This window comes from Nostoc sp. DedSLP04, assembly GCF_034530775.1.
Taxonomy (GTDB): Bacteria; Cyanobacteriota; Cyanobacteriia; order Cyanobacteriales; family Nostocaceae; genus Nostoc.
Genome location: NZ_JAVRCL010000009.1, coordinates 1 through 17,839 on the forward strand (window position 1 = coordinate 1; position 17,839 = coordinate 17,839).

Annotated in this window: 14 protein-coding genes; 6 read left to right on the forward strand and 8 right to left on the reverse strand. The window is 40.1% G+C overall.

Going from position 1 to position 17,839, the window contains the following annotated elements:
* Window positions 1–58: 58 nt before the first annotated feature.
* A complete protein-coding gene (gene murJ, locus RMX89_RS07605) occupies window positions 59–1,663 on the reverse strand; it encodes a murein biosynthesis integral membrane protein MurJ (RefSeq protein WP_322688487.1) in 1,605 nt (534 codons plus the stop codon).
* A 773-nt stretch (window positions 1,664–2,436) separates the two neighbouring features.
* Here murJ and RMX89_RS07610 point away from each other — a divergent pair.
* Together RMX89_RS07610 and RMX89_RS07615 are read left to right on the forward strand one after the other, a co-directional pair.
* Entirely contained in the window at window positions 2,437–5,454 is a 3,018-nt protein-coding gene (locus RMX89_RS07610; protein WP_322688488.1) for a GAF domain-containing protein, read from the forward strand.
* 217 nt (window positions 5,455–5,671) lie between these two features.
* The gene (locus RMX89_RS07615; RefSeq protein WP_322688489.1) at window positions 5,672–6,184 is read left to right on the forward strand and encodes a hypothetical protein; all 513 of its coding nucleotides are present in this window, start codon (window positions 5,672–5,674) and stop codon (window positions 6,182–6,184) included.
* Window positions 6,185–6,250: 66 nt separating this feature from the next.
* Here the strand turns inward: RMX89_RS07615 and RMX89_RS07620 are convergent, their stop codons facing one another.
* Window positions 6,251–6,757 carry a pentapeptide repeat-containing protein gene (locus tag RMX89_RS07620; RefSeq protein ID WP_322688490.1) on the reverse strand — a complete coding sequence of 169 codons (507 nt, stop codon included), beginning with the start codon at window positions 6,755–6,757 and terminating at the stop codon, window positions 6,251–6,253.
* A 132-nt stretch (window positions 6,758–6,889) separates the two neighbouring features.
* Complete coding sequence (locus tag RMX89_RS07625; protein WP_322688491.1) at window positions 6,890–8,407, reverse strand: LCP family protein; 1,518 nt, start codon at window positions 8,405–8,407, stop codon at window positions 6,890–6,892.
* A gap of 115 nt (window positions 8,408–8,522) precedes the next feature.
* Between RMX89_RS07625 and RMX89_RS07630 the strand changes: the two genes are divergently transcribed.
* The 4 genes from RMX89_RS07630 (at window position 8,523) to RMX89_RS07645 (ending at window position 12,232) form a co-directional block, all read left to right on the forward strand.
* Window positions 8,523–9,587, forward strand: coding sequence for a mannose-1-phosphate guanylyltransferase (locus RMX89_RS07630; protein ID WP_322688492.1), 1,065 nt, complete (start codon window positions 8,523–8,525; stop codon window positions 9,585–9,587).
* A 78-nt stretch (window positions 9,588–9,665) separates the two neighbouring features.
* Window positions 9,666–9,962: a membrane protein insertion efficiency factor YidD gene (yidD, locus tag RMX89_RS07635; protein ID WP_322688493.1), complete on the forward strand. Its 297-nt coding sequence runs from the start codon at window positions 9,666–9,668 to the stop codon at window positions 9,960–9,962.
* A gap of 31 nt (window positions 9,963–9,993) precedes the next feature.
* Window positions 9,994–11,640: an AarF/ABC1/UbiB kinase family protein gene (locus RMX89_RS07640; RefSeq protein ID WP_322688494.1), complete on the forward strand. Its 1,647-nt coding sequence runs from the start codon at window positions 9,994–9,996 to the stop codon at window positions 11,638–11,640.
* Between the two features lie 430 nt (window positions 11,641–12,070).
* Window positions 12,071–12,232 carry a hypothetical protein gene (locus tag RMX89_RS07645; RefSeq protein ID WP_322688495.1) on the forward strand — a complete coding sequence of 54 codons (162 nt, stop codon included), beginning with the start codon at window positions 12,071–12,073 and terminating at the stop codon, window positions 12,230–12,232.
* A gap of 689 nt (window positions 12,233–12,921) precedes the next feature.
* Here the strand turns inward: RMX89_RS07645 and RMX89_RS07650 are convergent.
* The 5 genes from RMX89_RS07650 to RMX89_RS07670 form a co-directional block, all read right to left on the reverse strand.
* Entirely contained in the window at window positions 12,922–13,806 is an 885-nt protein-coding gene (locus tag RMX89_RS07650; RefSeq protein ID WP_322688496.1) for an oxidoreductase, read from the reverse strand.
* A 127-nt stretch (window positions 13,807–13,933) separates the two neighbouring features.
* Entirely contained in the window at window positions 13,934–14,161 is a 228-nt protein-coding gene (locus RMX89_RS07655; RefSeq protein WP_322688497.1) for an MbtH family protein, read from the reverse strand.
* A 175-nt stretch (window positions 14,162–14,336) separates the two neighbouring features.
* The gene (locus tag RMX89_RS07660) at window positions 14,337–15,713 is read right to left on the reverse strand and encodes an MATE family efflux transporter (protein WP_322688498.1); all 1,377 of its coding nucleotides are present in this window, start codon (window positions 15,711–15,713) and stop codon (window positions 14,337–14,339) included.
* Window positions 15,714–15,738: 25 nt separating this feature from the next.
* The gene (locus tag RMX89_RS07665) at window positions 15,739–16,770 is read right to left on the reverse strand and encodes a sucrase ferredoxin (protein WP_322688499.1); all 1,032 of its coding nucleotides are present in this window, start codon (window positions 16,768–16,770) and stop codon (window positions 15,739–15,741) included.
* A gap of 55 nt (window positions 16,771–16,825) precedes the next feature.
* Window positions 16,826–17,713, reverse strand: a complete 888-nt coding sequence (locus tag RMX89_RS07670; RefSeq protein ID WP_322688500.1) for an SDR family oxidoreductase — start codon at window positions 17,711–17,713, stop codon at window positions 16,826–16,828.
* Between the last annotated feature and the right edge of the window lie 126 nt (window positions 17,714–17,839).

Below are 17,839 nucleotides of genomic sequence, written 5' to 3' on the forward strand. Positions count from 1 at the left end.
ATAATTTCAGTTATTTACTACTTGCTTATGTCGGAAAGTGACAGAAGAGGGATAACAGTTATTTCTTTAAAAAGCGCTGACGTAGACGAGAGATAAAAATATTTACTTCTGGTATTTTCAGCCAGGAAGCGATCGCCGCAAACACTGCAATCCCCACGAAGCCAGATATACACAATTGCAACACCAGAATCAGTAAACCCGTTTTACCTAACAATTGCTGAGAACCAACCAAAGTCCCATAGCTTGCTACCCCAGCAACTACGCTACCACCAGCCAAACCCAGAATCGGCAAACTCCACTCGCGCCAAGGTAAACCATTGAGTTTGCGATCGAGTAACCATAACAGCATTAACATTGAGCTACAATTTACACCCACTGTTGCTAATACCAAACCGGGAGCGCCAAAAGGTTTAACGAAAAACCAATCTAATAAAATATTAAGCAAGATGTTAAAAATACTGATGCGAAAAGGTGTCTGTCCATCGCCTAAAGCATAGAATACCCGCACCAAAACATCACGCCCCAAATAGACAAACATCCCAATTCCATAAGCTACTAGTAAGGATGAAACTAGCTGTGTGGCTTCTGGCTTGAAAGCACCGCGCTCATATACCACCTGTACAATGGGTACTGATAGCGACACCATCAACGCTCCTAGCGGTAGCATGGTAAAAGCAGTGAGTAGGAGTCCTTGGCGAATCCGTAATTTTAAATCCTGCCAATTTTCGGGGCCAGATAGTCTGGCAAATATCGGTAATAGAGGCAGTAAAATGATATTAGAAATAATCCCCAAGGGAGTTTGGACTAATAGATTGGCATAGTTAAATCCTGCCGCCGCACCAGGGATAGGACTAGCAAAATAAAGGTCAGTGGCAACATTAATTGGCATCATTCCAGAGGAAACTGTTGCCGGAGTCATGATTTTGATAACTTCTTGAACGCCTGGGGATTTAAAATCAAACCGCAGGCGTAATGTGCCTAATCCTAATCGCCACTGGACAATTAGCTGCACTACCCACTGGAGAATCGCTCCTGCCAAGGTTCCCCAAGCTAAGACCATTCCCCCGATTAAAGCGTACTCCGGTTTAATAATATTCTTGCCCAGTTGCATCGCTAAGATAGCAAGACCGCCAACAACGGTAATACTGGATAATAAAGGGCTAATGGAGAGTAACCAATATTGATTGGCTGTATTGAGAGTACCAAAGCCAATGCCAATTAAACCGGCAAATAAAGCCATCGGGGCCATAATGCGGAGTTGTTGAATAGCGATCGCTCTGGTTGTTTCTTCCAAACCATGACCGACTAAATCAACGATCGCATCCGCAAAGAAAACCTGAGCCACTGTCACCAGCAACAGCACTCCAGCTACCAGTGTTGTCACGGTTTCCACTAGGGGAGCCGCTTCTTCTCGCCGCCGCTTGGCTAAAACGCTGACGAGCGCACTGTGTAATGGCCCATTGACGCCACCGAGTAAGATCAATAGAAAGCCAGGGATAATATAGGCATAACTATAAGCCGTAGCAGCAGCACCAACACCAAATGCGGCAGCGATCGCTTGCTGCCGCACTAAACCGAAGACTTTACTAATTAATGTGGCTGCGGCAACAATGCCAGCAATTCCAGCGAAGGAACGAGAGGGTTTTTGATCTTGTTGTGTCACGAATAATACCCGACAACTCTAGCAGAGTGCATACTTTAAAACATTTAACCTGAAATTCCGCAGTCTGTCAGGTAAATTTTGACAAATTAGTAATTTTAAATGCCTACACCAACGGCAAAGGCAAAGCGATGTCTACGGTAAATGCTCACCTACGCTCAAAATTAAATTCCTGAATTGCGATAATACAGCGAATTACAAGTTAGTTAGATCGCGATTCCAAAGGGGTCAGACGGATTTTCTGATTTGCCTTGACAACACTAACTTAGTGACAGCCAAGCTTTAAGTTTGTAGTGAATATACCCAAATAAACTTTGCGCTCCTGTGTGTTTCAAATTAAACCCTCAATTGACGACGAATTTCCCAAATTGTGTAGTTAGTCACTTCCTCTGTTGTGTACAAGCCAAAATTATTTTTTAGCCAATTACAAGGATAGATCGAGAAAGGGGAACTATAACAATAACCATCTTCTGGGAAATAGTTGAACTAGTGACTGGGGGTTGGAGACTAGGACTGGATATCGGGCGAGATGTGAATGGGGATTGGAATCCAAACAAATCTTACTCATATTTTATTCCCTAGTACCCAGTACTCAGTCCCAAAGCGCCCATTCGTCCCTACCCCAACAAGTTGCTATCCATCTGAAATTGGTGAATCCTGGACGCGGCCAGTTGAAGACTGTAAAACTTTGCAGTTTGTCATATTTTTGACACTTGTTAACCCCATGAAGTTTGGTGTGAGGAACCCTTGTATAAAAAACAAAATAATCCAGAGCAATGGAACCCAATTCAAATTTCACAGAAAATCAACTTCTTTTATCAAGCGCTCAACTTCAAGAGCAACTAGAGCAACAAAAAGCTCTGGCGAGTGTCATTGTCCGAATTCGGGAATCTCTTGACTTAGAAACAATTTTTCAAACGACTGTTAAACAAGTGCGTCAGTTACTAAATGCCGACCGAGTAGCAGTCTTCCAGTTCGACCGCGAACAAAACTGGCAGGGAGAATTTGTTTCTGAAGATGTTGCAACTGGCTGGAACTCAGCAATGGCAATAAAAGTTTATGACCACTGCTTTGGAGAACAATTTGCTTCTAGTTATCAACAAGGTAGAGTGCAAGCAGTAGCAGATATTTACAATGCGGGACTGAGTGATTGTCATCTGGAAATTTTGAGCAAATTTCAGGTGCAGGCCAACCTCGTTGTCCCTCTATCGCGGAAGCAGGAACTGTGGGGATTGCTTTGCATTCATCAGTGCAGTGAGACTCGTGAATGGAAAGAATCGGAAATTGAGTTTATTCGTCAAATTGCTGACCATCTTATTGTTGCGATTCAACAAGCAAAGCATCTTCATGAAGTCAAATTGCAAGCTGCAAAATTGGCTCAAGCAGTTCAGCGCGACCAAGTAATAGCTAAAATTGTCGATGAAATTCGCTCACCCCTTGATATTGAAATTATCTTTAAAACCACAACTCAAGAAATACGCAAGCTGTTGCAAGCTGACCGAGTTGCCATCTTTAGCTTCAATCCCGATTGGAGTGGTAACTTTGTTGCTGAATCATTTGCTGAAGGTTGGACTCCTTTAGTTGGTCTTCTGCCTGCGATCGCTGATAGTTATTTACAACAGACGCAAGGCGGGCGTTACGTTAACAACCAGACTTTTATAGTTAATGATATTTACCAAGCCGAATTAACAAACTGTCATGTAACTCTGTTGGAACAATTTCAGGCAAAAGCCTTTGCTACTGCCCCGATTCTCCAAGGAGATCAACTTTGGGGAATCATCGCTGCCTATCAAAATGCCTCACCCAGAGAGTGGCAATCTTATGAAGTCGAATCACTGACCAAAATCGGCACACAAATTGGTGTCGCAGTGCGACACCATAAGTTGCTGGCATACGCTCAGTACCAAGCAGAGCAACAAAAAACATTAACTAGTGTAATTACTCGAATTCGAGAGTCTTTAGATTTAGATACAATCTTCCAAACTACTGTCACTGAGGCCCGGCAAATGCTGCAAGCAGACCGAGTGGCAGTCTTTCGTTTTGACCCGCAAAAAGATTGGGAAGGAGAATTTATTTCTGAAGATTTTGTGCCTGAGTGTAACTCGGTAATGGCAGAAAAAGTTTATGACTATTGTTTCGGAGAAAACTTTGCACCCCTTTACGCCCAAGGTCGAGTAAATGCGATCGCTGATATTTATCAAGGAAAGTTCCCCGGTTGCTACGTCCAAATCCTAGAAAAATTTCAAGTACGGGCAAATATGGTCGCACCTCTATTGAAAAAAGGTGAACTTTGGGGATTGCTGTGTATTCACCAATGCACTGCTCCTCGCTACTGGCAACCTTCTGAGATTGAATTTGCTAGTCAAATCGCCGAGCAATTAGGAGTTGCATTAAAACAGGATTCTTATTTAAAGCAAGTTCAAATGCAGGTTGTCCAGTTAGCAGAAGCCACTGAACGCGAAAAAGCAATGGAACGTCAAGAACTACTGGCTGCAACTATTGATAAAATCCGCCAGTCACTCGATATTAAAACTATTTTTAGAACTACTACTCATGCTGTGCGAGAGTTACTCGAAGTTGAGCGAATTGCAATCTACCGTTTCAACCCGGATTGGAGCGGTAAATTTGTAGCAGATTCCTTTAAAGATGGTTGGAAACCAGTTGCACAAACCCAACCAACGATTATAGAAACTTTTGAGGATACAGACGACGATAACGAACTTCCGCGTAACGAAACCTTTGTGCCGATTCGCGAAGGTGAAAAATTATGGGGATTATTAGTTGCTTATCAAAATTCGCAACCACGTTATTGGAAAGAAGAGGAAATTAATTTACTGGCTCAAGTTGGGGTGCAATTAGGAATTGCGATTCAGCAAGCAGAATTACTCGAACAAACTAAACGTCAAACCTTAGAACTTACTCAGACTTTGCAAGAATTAAAACAAACTCAGACCAGGTTAATTCAGGGTGAAAAAATGGCAGGATTAGGACAACTACTTGCTGGAGTTGCCCATGAAATCAACAATCCTATCAGTTTTATTTTTGGCAATCTTATCCATTTAAGTGAATATACTCAAGAACTGCTCAAGGTAGTGAATCTTTACCGTCAACACTCTTCAATATTGCCAACTATCCAAGAGCAAATCAACAAGAGTGATTTGGACTTTATCATCGAAGATTTACCGAAAACCCTTGAGTCTATGAAAGTAGGAACAGAGCGGATTTGTGATATTGTGCTATCACTGCGAAACTTCTCTCGTACAGATGAGGCTGAATTAAAGCCAGTAGATATTCATGAAGGGTTGGATAGTACTTTGTTAATTTTAGGGCATCGCCTCAAAAATAATAACGATCGCCCAGCAATTGAGATTGTTAAACAATATGATAGTTTACCTTTGCTCGAATGCTATCCCGCGCAATTAAATCAAGTGTTTATGAATCTTTTGAGTAACAGTGTTGATGCATTAGAGGAAAAGTTTAACACTATACAGCAAAGGTATTTGAAATTATTACAAACGTGTCCGAGAATACCTTTGACTATCTGGATTAATACGCAATTAATTAATAACCAGGTTGTAATCAGAATAGCTGATAATGGTCTGGGGATTCCAGAAGAGGTGCGATCGCATATATTCGATCCCTTCTTCACTACCAAAGCACCAGGTAAAGGTACGGGGTTAGGATTGTCTATTAGCCATCAAATAGTAGTCGAGAAACATCATGGTCAGATGAAATGTTCCTCTAAACCAGGAGAAGGAACAGAGTTTTTAATTGAAATTCCCATTGATAATTAGAGGCGAATTTTCAAGAATTATACCAATTGTAAAAAAGAATGCGACAAACAGACCATTTGTAGAGACGCGATTCATCGCGTCTTTATCCAAGGATGTGTTGCAATTATTAATTTAATATGACGTTTGTTATACAAATTTCGGAGATATAATGTCCCTATAGAAAATTTTATATCAAAAATCGTTGATAATTTTATAGTGAATAAAGGAGAATTAAATCATGTCTAAGGAATTAATTAAGCAAAAGCTTATTGAACACTTAAAGCTTTATGGTTTTGAATATTCTTGGTTTGAGGATGAAACTGGAAATCGTGTAAATTTTGTAGATGAAGATGGAACACTAAGCTTTGATATTCCAGTTAAATTTTATTTAATTGATAATAATAAAATTAATAGTATTAGTGATTATGAATTACATATTCAAAATTCCAGAATCGGTGGGGGAGGGATAAGGATTGTTGTTTATTGGACTGGTATCGAAAGGGAATTTACAGATGAGTTTATAGTATGTGTTGAAAATATTGATTTTATTCAAGAAATACCTTTTGCAATCAATAAAGTTTTATGTTCTCTTGCTAGTCTCAATTTTAAAGTTGAATGGCATGATAGAATGATTGACGTAGAAAATTATATCAATTACATTGCTAAATCCAAAAATACTAATATTGACTCTAGAAACACGGATTTTATAAAAGATAAAATAAAGCATTTTATCAACTCTCCCTATAAATAGTAGAGTAGTAGGGTTTCTTCCCGCAAGCCTAGCGTAACGATCTTCGGCACTAACTAACACACCCGACTATCGACAACCCAAACTATCTCGCGTTGACACATCCGTAACCGGATTTACGCCATCGGCTCTTTCACACAGCAGCGACACTTGATAGCGGTCAATTAAAGCATCGGTAAAATCAGCACCAGTGACATCAGCATCGTAAAAACGGCTGCGGGTCAAAGTTGCTTCAGTAAAGATGGCATTTTTCAGGTTAGCACCATCCATAGTGGCGCGATCGACTAAAGCGCCGCTCAAGTTCGCATTTTCCAAATTTGCCTTTAATAAAACTCCTTTAGTCAGAATTGCGTTGGTTAAATTCGCTCCTTGAAAATTTGTCCCCCGCATTTCTGCTGCTACAAAAGTTACACCTGCCAAATCAGCATGAGAAAAGTCACGATTTTCTAAATTTATGTTGTTGTAATTGATTGTGTTTATCTGAGCAAAAGCCGGTTTGGGATTAAGTATTATCCACCCAAATGCTAGTAGCAAAATCACAATCAAACCCAAAAAGCGCAGTAAAATCTTTTTCATAACTTTATTATTTATCAGTAGTCCGTTGTCATTAGTCCTATCTTACAAAATCTGAGCGAAGGTTTCCTCCGCTCAGATTTTACGCTTTGTGATTTAACCAATGACTAATGACTAATGATTAATGACTCTTGCCTATTTCCAATCTTTGCCAATGCGGATTGTTAGATCGGATTCTAAATCACCAATCGCCGCTACCTCGATTTGACCCAAGCCTAAGACTTTTTGCAAATCAACCCCAACTCGTCGATTGCCTTTTTGGACAATAATCTGAGTTTGACGTTGGGTATCCGGCCAATCAGGCACTTTGTAAATATTATTAAAGCCTTTCTGTTTAAGATAAGCAATAACTTTTTCAGTTAGCTGAGGTTGATTAGAAGCATTTTGAATAGCAATTTTGAGGTTAGGAACCTGACGCATATCTGGCTTTAGACCAGGTACATTTACCCCAACATAATCATTCAACAGGCTCTGTTGTCCAGTCATATTCAGCCAATAGCTATCGGGGTCTTTGCTAAAACGGCTAAAGGTACCTGGCAACACAGTCATTTGGAAATTATCCCGATCTAGGTTAAGTCCGAAATTGACCAACGCCATCATTTCTTCCATCTTCAGGTTGGTATCAAAATATTTTCGCATTAAGCGAGTTAATTGAGGCAACCTGGGTAAGATGGTGGGACTATTTAAGCGTTGCAGCAAGGCAGCTGTTAGTGCTTGCTGACGCTGCACTCTCGGTAAATCTCCCAAACCTGGTTCGCGGAATCGGGCAAACTGTTCTGCTTGTTCGCCATTCAAGGTTTGCCAACCACTGACTAAATTAATCGATAGCCGACTGCTGGAGTCTTTATATTCCATTGATTGGGGAACAAAGACTTCTACTCCGCCTAACTGATCGACTAACTGCCGTAAGCCGCTAGTAGAAATACGGATGTAACGATCGATTGGGGCATTATTTAAGGTACGGCTAACTACCCGTGCTGCTAAGACTGGACCGCCTTTGGCATTGGCATCAGATACCTTAGTTAATCCCTTTTCTCCCTTTTCGGGGATGGCGATCATTGTATCTCTGGGAATGGAAAGCACTCTTACAGATTTTTCACTAGGATTAAGTCGTACCAGCAGCATGGAGTCGCTTTTCCCGGCAAAGCTTTCTGGTGAGCCATCAACGGTACCGCTGACTGGTTCAATCCCCATGATTAAAATATTCATCGGACGTGAAAGCTTGTACTGGGAGAGTTTACCCCATAACTCCCCTGGTAATGGGATTTTTACTTCGTCTTTAGCAGCAGTTCCTAAATCGTCATCTGTTCGATCTAGATTGCTCCATAAAGGAGTCCACAGCGCTAACGTTGACACCAGCAGCCCAGATAAGATGATGCCAATAACAACCGTCATAAACCATAACAGCCATCGAGGCATGGTTAAGCCCAGTCTCTCAGAAAGCTGATTCGGAAACGCGCCCACAGATTCGATGACGCTACGGTTCGGATTCGCTGGCTGCTTTAGTTCGACCTCCTCCTCTGAGTCGGCTACTGGTGCTGGTGTTACTTGATTTTCTGTCTGTTGAATTTGCGACGATCGCACGTCACTTTCAAACTCTACTACTTGCTGAGACGTAACCGGATTTTCCGACCATTCGACTTGTTTTATCACAATTATCTCCCCACTCAACCACTCCCTAAAAGTATGTTAATCCAAGCTACAAATATTGCCAGTGGAAAAGCTCACTGTAAACTTGTAATGTTCTTCGGTAGGCGTGTATGACAACATGAATACTTTATTGTTCCCCGTAATCCTAGCTGGTGGTAAAGGTGAACGTTTTTGGCCCCTAAGCCGCAAAGACCGACCCAAGCAATTTTTAAGTCTTGATGGTAGCTCTAGAAGTCTATTACAAGCAACCGCCGATCGATTGATTGAACTCGGTGGCGGGTGGGATTCCTTGTGGGTTATCACTTCTAGTCAGATAGCTGAAGGCGTAAGACAACAACTACCCGATTTACCAGTTGAAAACTTACTGATTGAGTCGGAAGGCAGAGACACAGCCGCCGCCGTTGCTTGGACAAGTTTAGAAATCAAACAGCGCTATGGTGAAGACGCTGTGATTGGCTTTTTCCCTGCTGACCACTGGATTGCTGACCAAGAGGCGTTTGCACGCACATTAAATGCAGCTACGCAACTGGCAACAAGCACAGCAGCGATCGTTACACTGGGGATCAAGCCTACTTTTCCATCAACCGGTTACGGCTACATTGAACAAGGTGAAAAAATAGGTAGCTTTAATGAGTTGCCAGCTTATCACGTGAACCGCTTTACTGAAAAGCCCGACCGAGAAACGGCAGAGACTTTTTTATCTACGGGACGTTTTAGCTGGAATAGTGGAATGTTCGTTTTTCGGGCAGGGGTTGTTCTCAAGGAACTACATACCCATGCTCCAGAAATTATCGAACCTTTAGAACAACATGGCCCTGATATCTATCCCCAGTTGCCTAAGAAGAGTATAGACTATGCGTTAATGGAAAAGACAACTCTAGCATACGTTTTGCCAGTTGATTTTGGTTGGGATGATTTAGGAGATTGGAATGCGATCGAACGCTTACTGAAGACGGAAGAGACTCCCAATGTGGAACTTGCTACTCACGTAGGTATAGATACGCAAGGGGCGATTATTTACGCCTCAAATCCAGAAGATGTAGTTGTTACTATTGGTTTAGAGGATGTGGTGATTGTGCGCGATCGCAATGTCACCCTCGTTGTCAAAAAAGAACGTACCCAGGAAATCAAGCAGATCCTTAAAATTATCCAAAGCGATTCCCGATTTACCGACCTGCTATAAAAGTTAGAACCCTTGGCAGAGGCGAAAAAGTCTGTTTTCCCATTATAACTTGACAGTCTATTATTTTATCTGACAGTTATGGACATTATTAGCTTTGAGCCTCTGGCCAAGACAATGGCAATCGATTCTATTACTGCCTATCAAAAATACATTTCTCCGTCCAAAGGATTTTCTTGTTCCCATCGCTTATTACACGGCGGGGATTCTTGCTCTAGTTACGTCAAACGGATGCTGAACGAACAGAAGCTCCACCAAGCCGTACAATCATCCATCAAAAGATTTCAAGAATGTGCGGCAGCTAGCAAGACTTTAACAAGCACCAAAACTAGAGCCGATTTCCGTTGTATTGTCATCCCCTGCTGTCTACCTCTTTAACTCCTCTGCCTTTTTGCAGTTTTTTACAAAAATGTTCCTCACCCAAACTGTTCCCCGTCAACGAGAAATCCTAGAAGTCTTCCTTCGCAATGGCTGGGACTATATGCGAAGGTTACTTACTGGTGGCAAAGCTGATGAACCTCAACTTCCAACACCTGCGGTTTTAAAAAATATCCTGGTAGACTTGGGGCCAGTTTACGTCAAACTTGGTCAGTTAATGTCTACCCGCCCTGACTTACTGAGCGCCTCCTATATTGAGGAATTGTCAACTCTACAAGATGAAGTACCACCAGTTCCTTGGTCAGAGATAGAAATAATCCTCCGCAAAGAATTAAAACGTCCATTAGCAGAAACTTTCAGCACAGTTAACCCGATTCCCGTAGCAGCCGGATCGATTGCCCAGACACATCGAGCTACACTAGCAGACGGTCGAGAAGTCGCTCTAAAAGTGCAACGTCCAGGAATCGATCTGACTATTGCCCAAGATATTGCTTTAATTCAAGGTATTGCCGATTTAGTGGCGCGGACTGATTTTGGGCAAACCTACGAAATCAAATCCATTGCCGAAGAATTTACCAAAGCCTTAGAAGCCGAGTTAGATTTTACCCGGGAAGCGGGTTTTACAGACCAACTGCGGCGCAACTTATCTCAGAGTCGCTGGTACGATCCCACACAAATAGTGGTTGCGGAAATTAACTGGGAATTGACCACACCAAAGTTATTGGTAATGGAATGGTTGGATGGGATACCTTTCCTGGCGGCGGATTTGGATAGTGACCCCAATGTTAAAGATCCTGCCGAAAAGCGTAAAGAAATAACTACCTTGTTATTTCGGGTATTTTTCCAGCAATTATATATTGATGGTTTTTTTCACGCCGATCCCCATCCAGGAAACTTGTTTTATCTCAAAGATGGTCGTGTTGCCCTCTTAGATTGTGGAATGGTGGGAAGACTCGATCCCCGGACACAGCAGATATTAACAGAGATGTTGTTAGCGATCGTTGATTTAGATGCTCAAAGGTGCGCTCAGTTAACTTTACAGCTATCAGATTCCGCTCAACCGGTGATTTTGTCGCGGTTAGAAAATGATTACGATCGCATGTTACGTAAGTATCACAACGTTAGCCTCACACACATAAACTTCAGTCAGATAATTTATGAAGTTTTACAAGTTGCCCGTAACAATAAAATTAGGTTGCCTAGTAATATGGGTTTGTATGCCAAAACCCTAGCAAATTTAGAAGGGGTAGCGCGGACATTCAACCCAGAGCTTAATTTTTTTGATGAAGTCAAACCATTAATTACAGACTTGTTTCGTCGGCAATTACTGGGCGATAATCCAGTGCGATCGCTATTACGGACAGCCTTAGATATTAAAAGTCTATCTCTCCAATCTCCCCGCCAAATCGAACTATTATTAGACCGAGTTACCTCAGAAACCTTACAGTGGAATCTATCACTGCGGGGTTTAGATGGTGTACGGCGCACTATGGACGATGCCGCTAACCGACTATCTTTTAGTATTTTAGTGGGTTCGCTGATTATGGGTGCGGCAATTATTTCCACCAGAGCGCAAACAACTCAGCTATCTTTTTTAAGCACCATCCTGTTTGCAGTCGCTAGTTTATTGGGTTTGTGGTTAATTATTAGTACATTGCGATCGGGGCGTTTACGGTAAAATCATTTTGAATTTTAGACTTTGAATTGAAGGAAAAATCTAAAATTCAAAATTTAATGACCGACATTCTTTGATGGTACAAGCCCCTAGATTCATCTATGGAGTTAATCTAAAATCTAAAATCTAAAATTCCCAAGCCCCTAGATTTATCTATGAGGTCAATCCAAAATCCAAAACTTGTACTGAGCGAAATCGAAGTATCTAAAATCCAAAATTGTCTGACTCATACCGTTTGGATTTTTAGCGAAAAAACAGCGATCGCCAAATAGACAACCAACAGGCAAAGCTTCTGGACTGGGTTGGCTACCAGCAACTAGGATAAAATCGATTTGAGGAAGCGATCGCTATTAATGCCAAAGATGCCCCAAAGCGATCGCCAATTACCTCTGATACCAGCTGGTTGTAAGTTAGAAAGCATCAGTTAAAAAACTTGGGTCATCGACTTAGTACCCATTCTGACAGCGAAATTGTACTTCATATTGATGAAGAGTTTAGCATCGAATGTTTGCAATATTTGCGGGGTGAATTCGCATTTATCTTGTGGGATGAAACGAGGCAGGTTTTTTACTGCCTGCGATCGCTTCCGTATTAAGCAACTTTTCTATACAACGGTCGGTAACACGCTTTATTTGTGGTCAGAATTCAAAGCGCTATCTGGTGCAGGCGTTTAGCTTGTCAAAAGTATTACTTATTCTCTGAATTTTTGACCGTCTGATTCACTCTTGCTTAGTCTGGTGTTTCTATAACTGATTGATAAATTTAAATTAAATCTTGTTAGATAAGAGGCTTTTGTTATTGTGTAAAAAAGCTGAAGTTTTGGCGTTGATAATTTATTTTATGGTTCTTTGATTGTTCAAATTTTCCTGCTTTAGAGCTGATTCGTAAAGAGAATCTGAAGAGTACTCAAATCCTTGCTAGGTCTGAGTTTCAGCGAATAAGTGCTGTATTGACTTAAATTACTGAAACCCTTATTAAACAAGTACTTTACTTGAGTTTACAAATTAGCTCTTAATCTCCTGCTCATATAGTTTAGTTACGCTACTTATTGAAGTGCGGAATGTGGGTTATAAAATCCCTAATCCCCCTTTTCGAGGGTTTGTACAAAAAACCCCAATTTAGATTTCCTCATAGTCTATAATTTACCTAAGTGATAATTGCTAAACATAGTTCGGAACTTGGGGAGAGATCCCATACGCCGTTTAACAAGACGCTATGCGTAGCGTCTTGTTAAACGGCGTGACTCTGCTGTAGTATTTAGCAAACAGCAAAAAATAGCAAGCACTATTTAGCTACTAGAACCTCATCAAACGCAGTGTTTACAGATACTTCCCTCCAAGCATCTAGTTCTGCTTTGACCGACTCCAGCTTGGCATTAATCGCATAAATTGCATCTTCTCCTAGCACCAATCTCAGTGGCGGTTTATCACTATCAACTGCTTGAATCATTGCTAGAGCTGCTTTCTTTGGATCGCCTGATTCCTTAAATTCCAATTTCATATCGAGGATATCTCGCGCACCTTTACGCATCTCACCAATCACTGTTTCATAGTCATTGATTTGGATATCAGTTATGACAAGAGAACGTGTCACAAAATTTGTACGAAATCCACCAGGTTCAACTATTGTGATTTTGATACCGAGAGGTGTAACTTCTTGAGCTAATGCTTCGGAAATTCCTTCTAGCGCAAATTTAGTACCATTATAGATTCCCGTACCAGCATAGGACACAAACCCACCCACGGATGAAATATTAAGGATGTGTCCACTGCGTTCTTGTCGCATATGAGGTAATACTGTCCGTATTACTTCTAAAGCACCAAAAAAGTTTGTTTCAAACTGACGGCGAACTCCTTCATCGCTGACTTCTTCTATTGCCCCTAAAACTCCATATCCAGCATTATTAACAAGTACATCAATACGTCCAAACTTGGCAATTGCCTGTTTAACTGCTTCCCGTACTTCTTCGGGTTTAGTTACATCAAGTTGCACAGCTAATGTCCGATTCGGAAAGCTTACTACTAAATCTTCTATTTGTTGTGGATTTCGTGCCGTTAACACCACAATCTCACCCCGCTCAAGCACTGTTTCTGCTAATGCTCGACCTAAGCCTTTTGAGCTACCAGTAATAAACCATACTCTTGTCTCTTGAACTGAGGATAATACCATAGAAATTCTCCATTTATAACAAGCGTCACTAAGCTAAAAGAAATTGAATTGCAGCATAAAAATGCATATCTCTTGTAGAGTGGGCATACAAAACCCACCCAGATACACAATTGAAACGCACATTTGCTTACTGGATGTTGCCAGATGTTTCCTGCATCTTCTTGCGGAGACTAAGCGGTCTCATGTCAGTCCAGACTTCTTTGATGTAATCCAAACATTCTTGCTTCAAACCTTTTTTTCCAACATCTTTCCAACCAACAGGGTTTTCGCGATCGGATGGCCAAATAGAATACTGTTCTTCGTGATTCACTACAACTTTGTAAATTGTCGTGTCTTCTTTATCGTCTTGATACATAATTAACCTCGTGATATTTAATGAAAAATGCTTTGTAACCTGGGACTAACTTATGGTCTTAATTTTATTAAGCTTTACGGGGAAATTTCATGATTATACTAGTAATACATTTAAGTATTATTGATATTATGAACAACTGATTAAACATATTTTTTCTGTGGACTATTCCTGTATTTCACGATTTGCTTGCTTCAAGTTGAAGTAAACTTAAAGATTTAAATTCCAAAATTGTTAATAATAATACAATTAACATAAATAAAACATCTGTAAAAAGTATTCCATAATATATGCCTCTTACACCTGATATTTTTGAAAATAATAGTATCATGGGTATTGTTAAAATTATACTTTTTAACAAAATTACTGCTAACACAGTTTTACCTTTACCTATAGATAGAAAAAGAGTATTGCTAAAATGTGCTAAAGGCCATATAGGTATTGATATGCTGAGAATTATAAAATTTAGCAGGTCATCTTTTGTAAAATTAATTTCCGGTAGAATTATAGCCAAAAATTTACCTGGGATTAATTGTAAAGGCAACCAAATTAACATTGACAAAATAGTTCCAATGATTGCAAAAGTTAAATATGCTTTTTTTATCCTTCCATAATTTTGTGCGCCATAATTCATACCAATTATAGGTTGTAATGCTTGGGCAAAACCAATGATAGGAATAAATACCAATAAAGATACATTTGCTGTTGCTCCAAAAAAAGCAATATCGCTATTTGTTCCGTAGTAAGAAATCAAATTAAAAATTACCAAATCTTGAATCAACAATGTCACTGGATAAAATAATTCTGATATCCCTACTGAGAATATTGCACGTAGCAAATCTCTAGCGATCGCAAATTTTTTTAAATTAACTGGGATAGAACTTTTACCAGATATAAAATAGGCTAAGTTGACAAAGCTATAAACAATCATTGCCATAAATGTCGCCAAAGCAATACCTTGAGTTCCCCAATTAAATACGCTAGTAAATATATAATTTAAGAAAATATTAACGATAACAAACAGCCAGTCAAATATTGTGGTTAACCTAATTTTCCCCTCTGATTTTATCACCCGGCTACAAGCTTCTCCTACTATCAAAAATAGAGAACCTAGTATATATATTTTAAAATATTTTGTGCCTTCTGAAGCAACTTCACCGCTTCCTCCTATTAATACAATTAATTCTTTACCAAAGCTGTAACCAAAAATTGTGATGAAAAATGAAATTGCAACACTCATCACAATTAGGTTACTAAATATTTTTGACTGAGTTTTGATATCTCCAGCACCTATAGCTCGACTAAGAACAGAAGCAGAACCTACCCCAACTAACAGAGCAAATCCATTGATAATACTTGTAAATGGTAGTGCAAGTGAAATACCCGCCAAAGCAGTTTCACCAATGAATCGCCCTGCAAATAAAGCATCAATAAAAGTGTTTAAACTAAGCATCAATATCCCCAAAGTACTGGGAATTGATAACTTAAACATCAGCTTAACAAGATTACCTTGAAGAATTTCATTTGTAATTTGGGATTGTTTTTGTGAAGTCATTTTTTAGTTTTTGGATGATTTCTGTTTACTCAACCTTAACCAAACGGCTAACGCGATACTGCCTCACTGCTTCTAACTCCATCTCTTTTGCTGAGTTAAATGCACTCATGACCTCACCACAGACTTCTACTCTGGCTTCATAGGCACCTGATGTACTACCATCTGGAACTACAAAATCAATACGAACTTCTGCCCAGTCAGCATTCTGTCCTTCAGCTACTTCTTCCATCGCCAGAACTTTACCTGCTTTCAAGTAATCTAGCCAGTTCCAACCAGACTGCATCCAAATTTCGCGTTCGACACTTTGCTCAAATTCGCTCAAACCAGTCCATCCTCGGTAGTATTGACGCAAACCAGAAACTGAACCGTTTCGCTGCACCAATAAATCCAATACATCTGGCTGTAAGTGCCCCCATAAGCAGCCTTGGGGTAAATCAACTAAGGTAGGAGCAAACTGATGACCACCAAAGTGAGTTGTTTGCCAAACTCTTAACTTTCCATTAGAAGCAGGAGCATATTCTTTACGTAATCGTCGATAGATAGGAGTTCCAAATCTGCCACAAGCAAGGTCAACTTGAGCATGGGTACAAACCATAAGTTCACGAATGTGACTTGTTTGTTGTATATATTGCTGAAATTCTGATAAATTATTGGGTTGTTGCATTAACTGCTTGAATATTGCTGTCACCAAAGCAGCCGCTTTGCTTTCTGGAACAACAAATTCCTGTTTCTCAAACTGAGAAAAAAGCTTTGCAGGACGGTAGTAGTAAAACACGCGGGTAAAGCCAGGATGAGAATACTCCCCATCAGGAGCAATTAGCATTGGTTTCAACTTGACTCCATGCTTAAAAATTAACTCTTCAAACAAACCCACCAATGACTTAATAGTTGGATTTTCTTGAAATATTTCTTGCGGCCAAGGTTGTGGAACTTCCATAATCAACCAATACTCACAAGTACCTGCTGTCCCAACTGGATCTTCTCCATTAGCTTGAGAAACCAAGGAGCAAAAACGACAGTCACTTGTGAGAAGTTGGTGAGTATGTTGAGTTGGCATATTTTCTATCTCTGCTCTAGTTATTATTCAAAAAGAATAAAATAATGATAAATTGCTAATCCAATCCCATTCCTTTTTGCATATCCTTATAAAAATTGTCATAAAAATATTGATGCGGCACCAATCTTTTATATAAGGCATACAGCTTAAGTTCCCATGATGATTGGGTGACAAAATATTGTCTTTTAGGTTTCCTAGCTTCCAGAGCCTCCAAAATCGTATTTGTCACTTTTTCAGGTGGTAAACCTGTGCTGCGATTGTCCTCCACTGCTCCTTGCATATATATTTTGTAATTATTGCCATATATAGCTTTAGCTTCGGGTGACATATTAGCTAATGTTTCCTGGTAACTAGCTTCTACTTTGTCAGCCTGTTCTGGAGTTACTATTCCCCCTGGTAAAATGGAAATAACCTCAATTCCACTAGAAGATAATTCCATTCTTAAAGAATCTGTAATTGCCTCAATGGCAAATTTTGAAGCAGATAAAAGACTTCTATAAGGTAGAGCTAATCTGCCACAAATTGCACTGATATTTATGATTCGACCTTTGGCTTGTCGAATCATTGGCAAGAATGCTTGTGTAACTGCAATTTGCCCAATAACATTTACTTCAAAATTCCATCTGATGTCATCTATTGGAATACATTCGAGTGGCCCATCTACTGCTACAACTGCATTATTAATTAATGCGAACAATCCTTCATTGCCAACCGCCAGTGAGACAAATTCCAAAGCAGATTTAATTTCTTCCGCTTTTGTGATGTCCATAATAATTGGTATTAAATTTCCAGATGCAGCCTGCTTTAATGAATGTGCGTCTTTCTCTGTGCGGACTCCAGCAAAAACGCGATATCCTTGCTTGGCCAGTGAAAGTGCAGTTACTCGACCTAAACCGGTGGATGTTCCTGTGATGACAACTGTGCCTTTCTTATTTTGATTCATATCTATTTCCTCCAAGATGAAATGTATTTTTATACCTGAAAAGGGTAAATCTAGAAATATGACGTATATCAACTGAATAAAAAACTAAATCCAATATCTAAACAAAGCCAGAAACAAGTGGCTTTG

Excerpts from the sequence above, each read along its gene's own strand:
- RMX89_RS07620 (WP_322688490.1), bottom strand. The coding sequence starts at position 6,757 with ATGAAAAAGATTTTACTGCGCTTTTTGGGTTTGATTGTGATTTTGCTA.
- RMX89_RS07655 (WP_322688497.1), bottom strand. The coding sequence starts at position 14,161 with ATGTATCAAGACGATAAAGAAGACACGACAATTTACAAAGTTGTAGTG.
- RMX89_RS07665 (WP_322688499.1), bottom strand. The coding sequence starts at position 16,770 with ATGCCAACTCAACATACTCACCAACTTCTCACAAGTGACTGTCGTTTT.
- RMX89_RS07640 (WP_322688494.1), top strand. The coding sequence starts at position 9,994 with ATGTTCCTCACCCAAACTGTTCCCCGTCAACGAGAAATCCTAGAAGTC.
- RMX89_RS07660 (WP_322688498.1), bottom strand. The coding sequence starts at position 15,713 with ATGACTTCACAAAAACAATCCCAAATTACAAATGAAATTCTTCAAGGT.
- RMX89_RS07670 (WP_322688500.1), bottom strand. The coding sequence starts at position 17,713 with ATGAATCAAAATAAGAAAGGCACAGTTGTCATCACAGGAACATCCACC.
- RMX89_RS07610 (WP_322688488.1), top strand. The coding sequence starts at position 2,437 with ATGGAACCCAATTCAAATTTCACAGAAAATCAACTTCTTTTATCAAGC.
- yidD (WP_322688493.1), top strand. The coding sequence starts at position 9,666 with ATGGACATTATTAGCTTTGAGCCTCTGGCCAAGACAATGGCAATCGAT.
- RMX89_RS07630 (WP_322688492.1), top strand. The coding sequence starts at position 8,523 with ATGAATACTTTATTGTTCCCCGTAATCCTAGCTGGTGGTAAAGGTGAA.
- RMX89_RS07650 (WP_322688496.1), bottom strand. The coding sequence starts at position 13,806 with ATGGTATTATCCTCAGTTCAAGAGACAAGAGTATGGTTTATTACTGGT.
- RMX89_RS07615 (WP_322688489.1), top strand. The coding sequence starts at position 5,672 with ATGTCTAAGGAATTAATTAAGCAAAAGCTTATTGAACACTTAAAGCTT.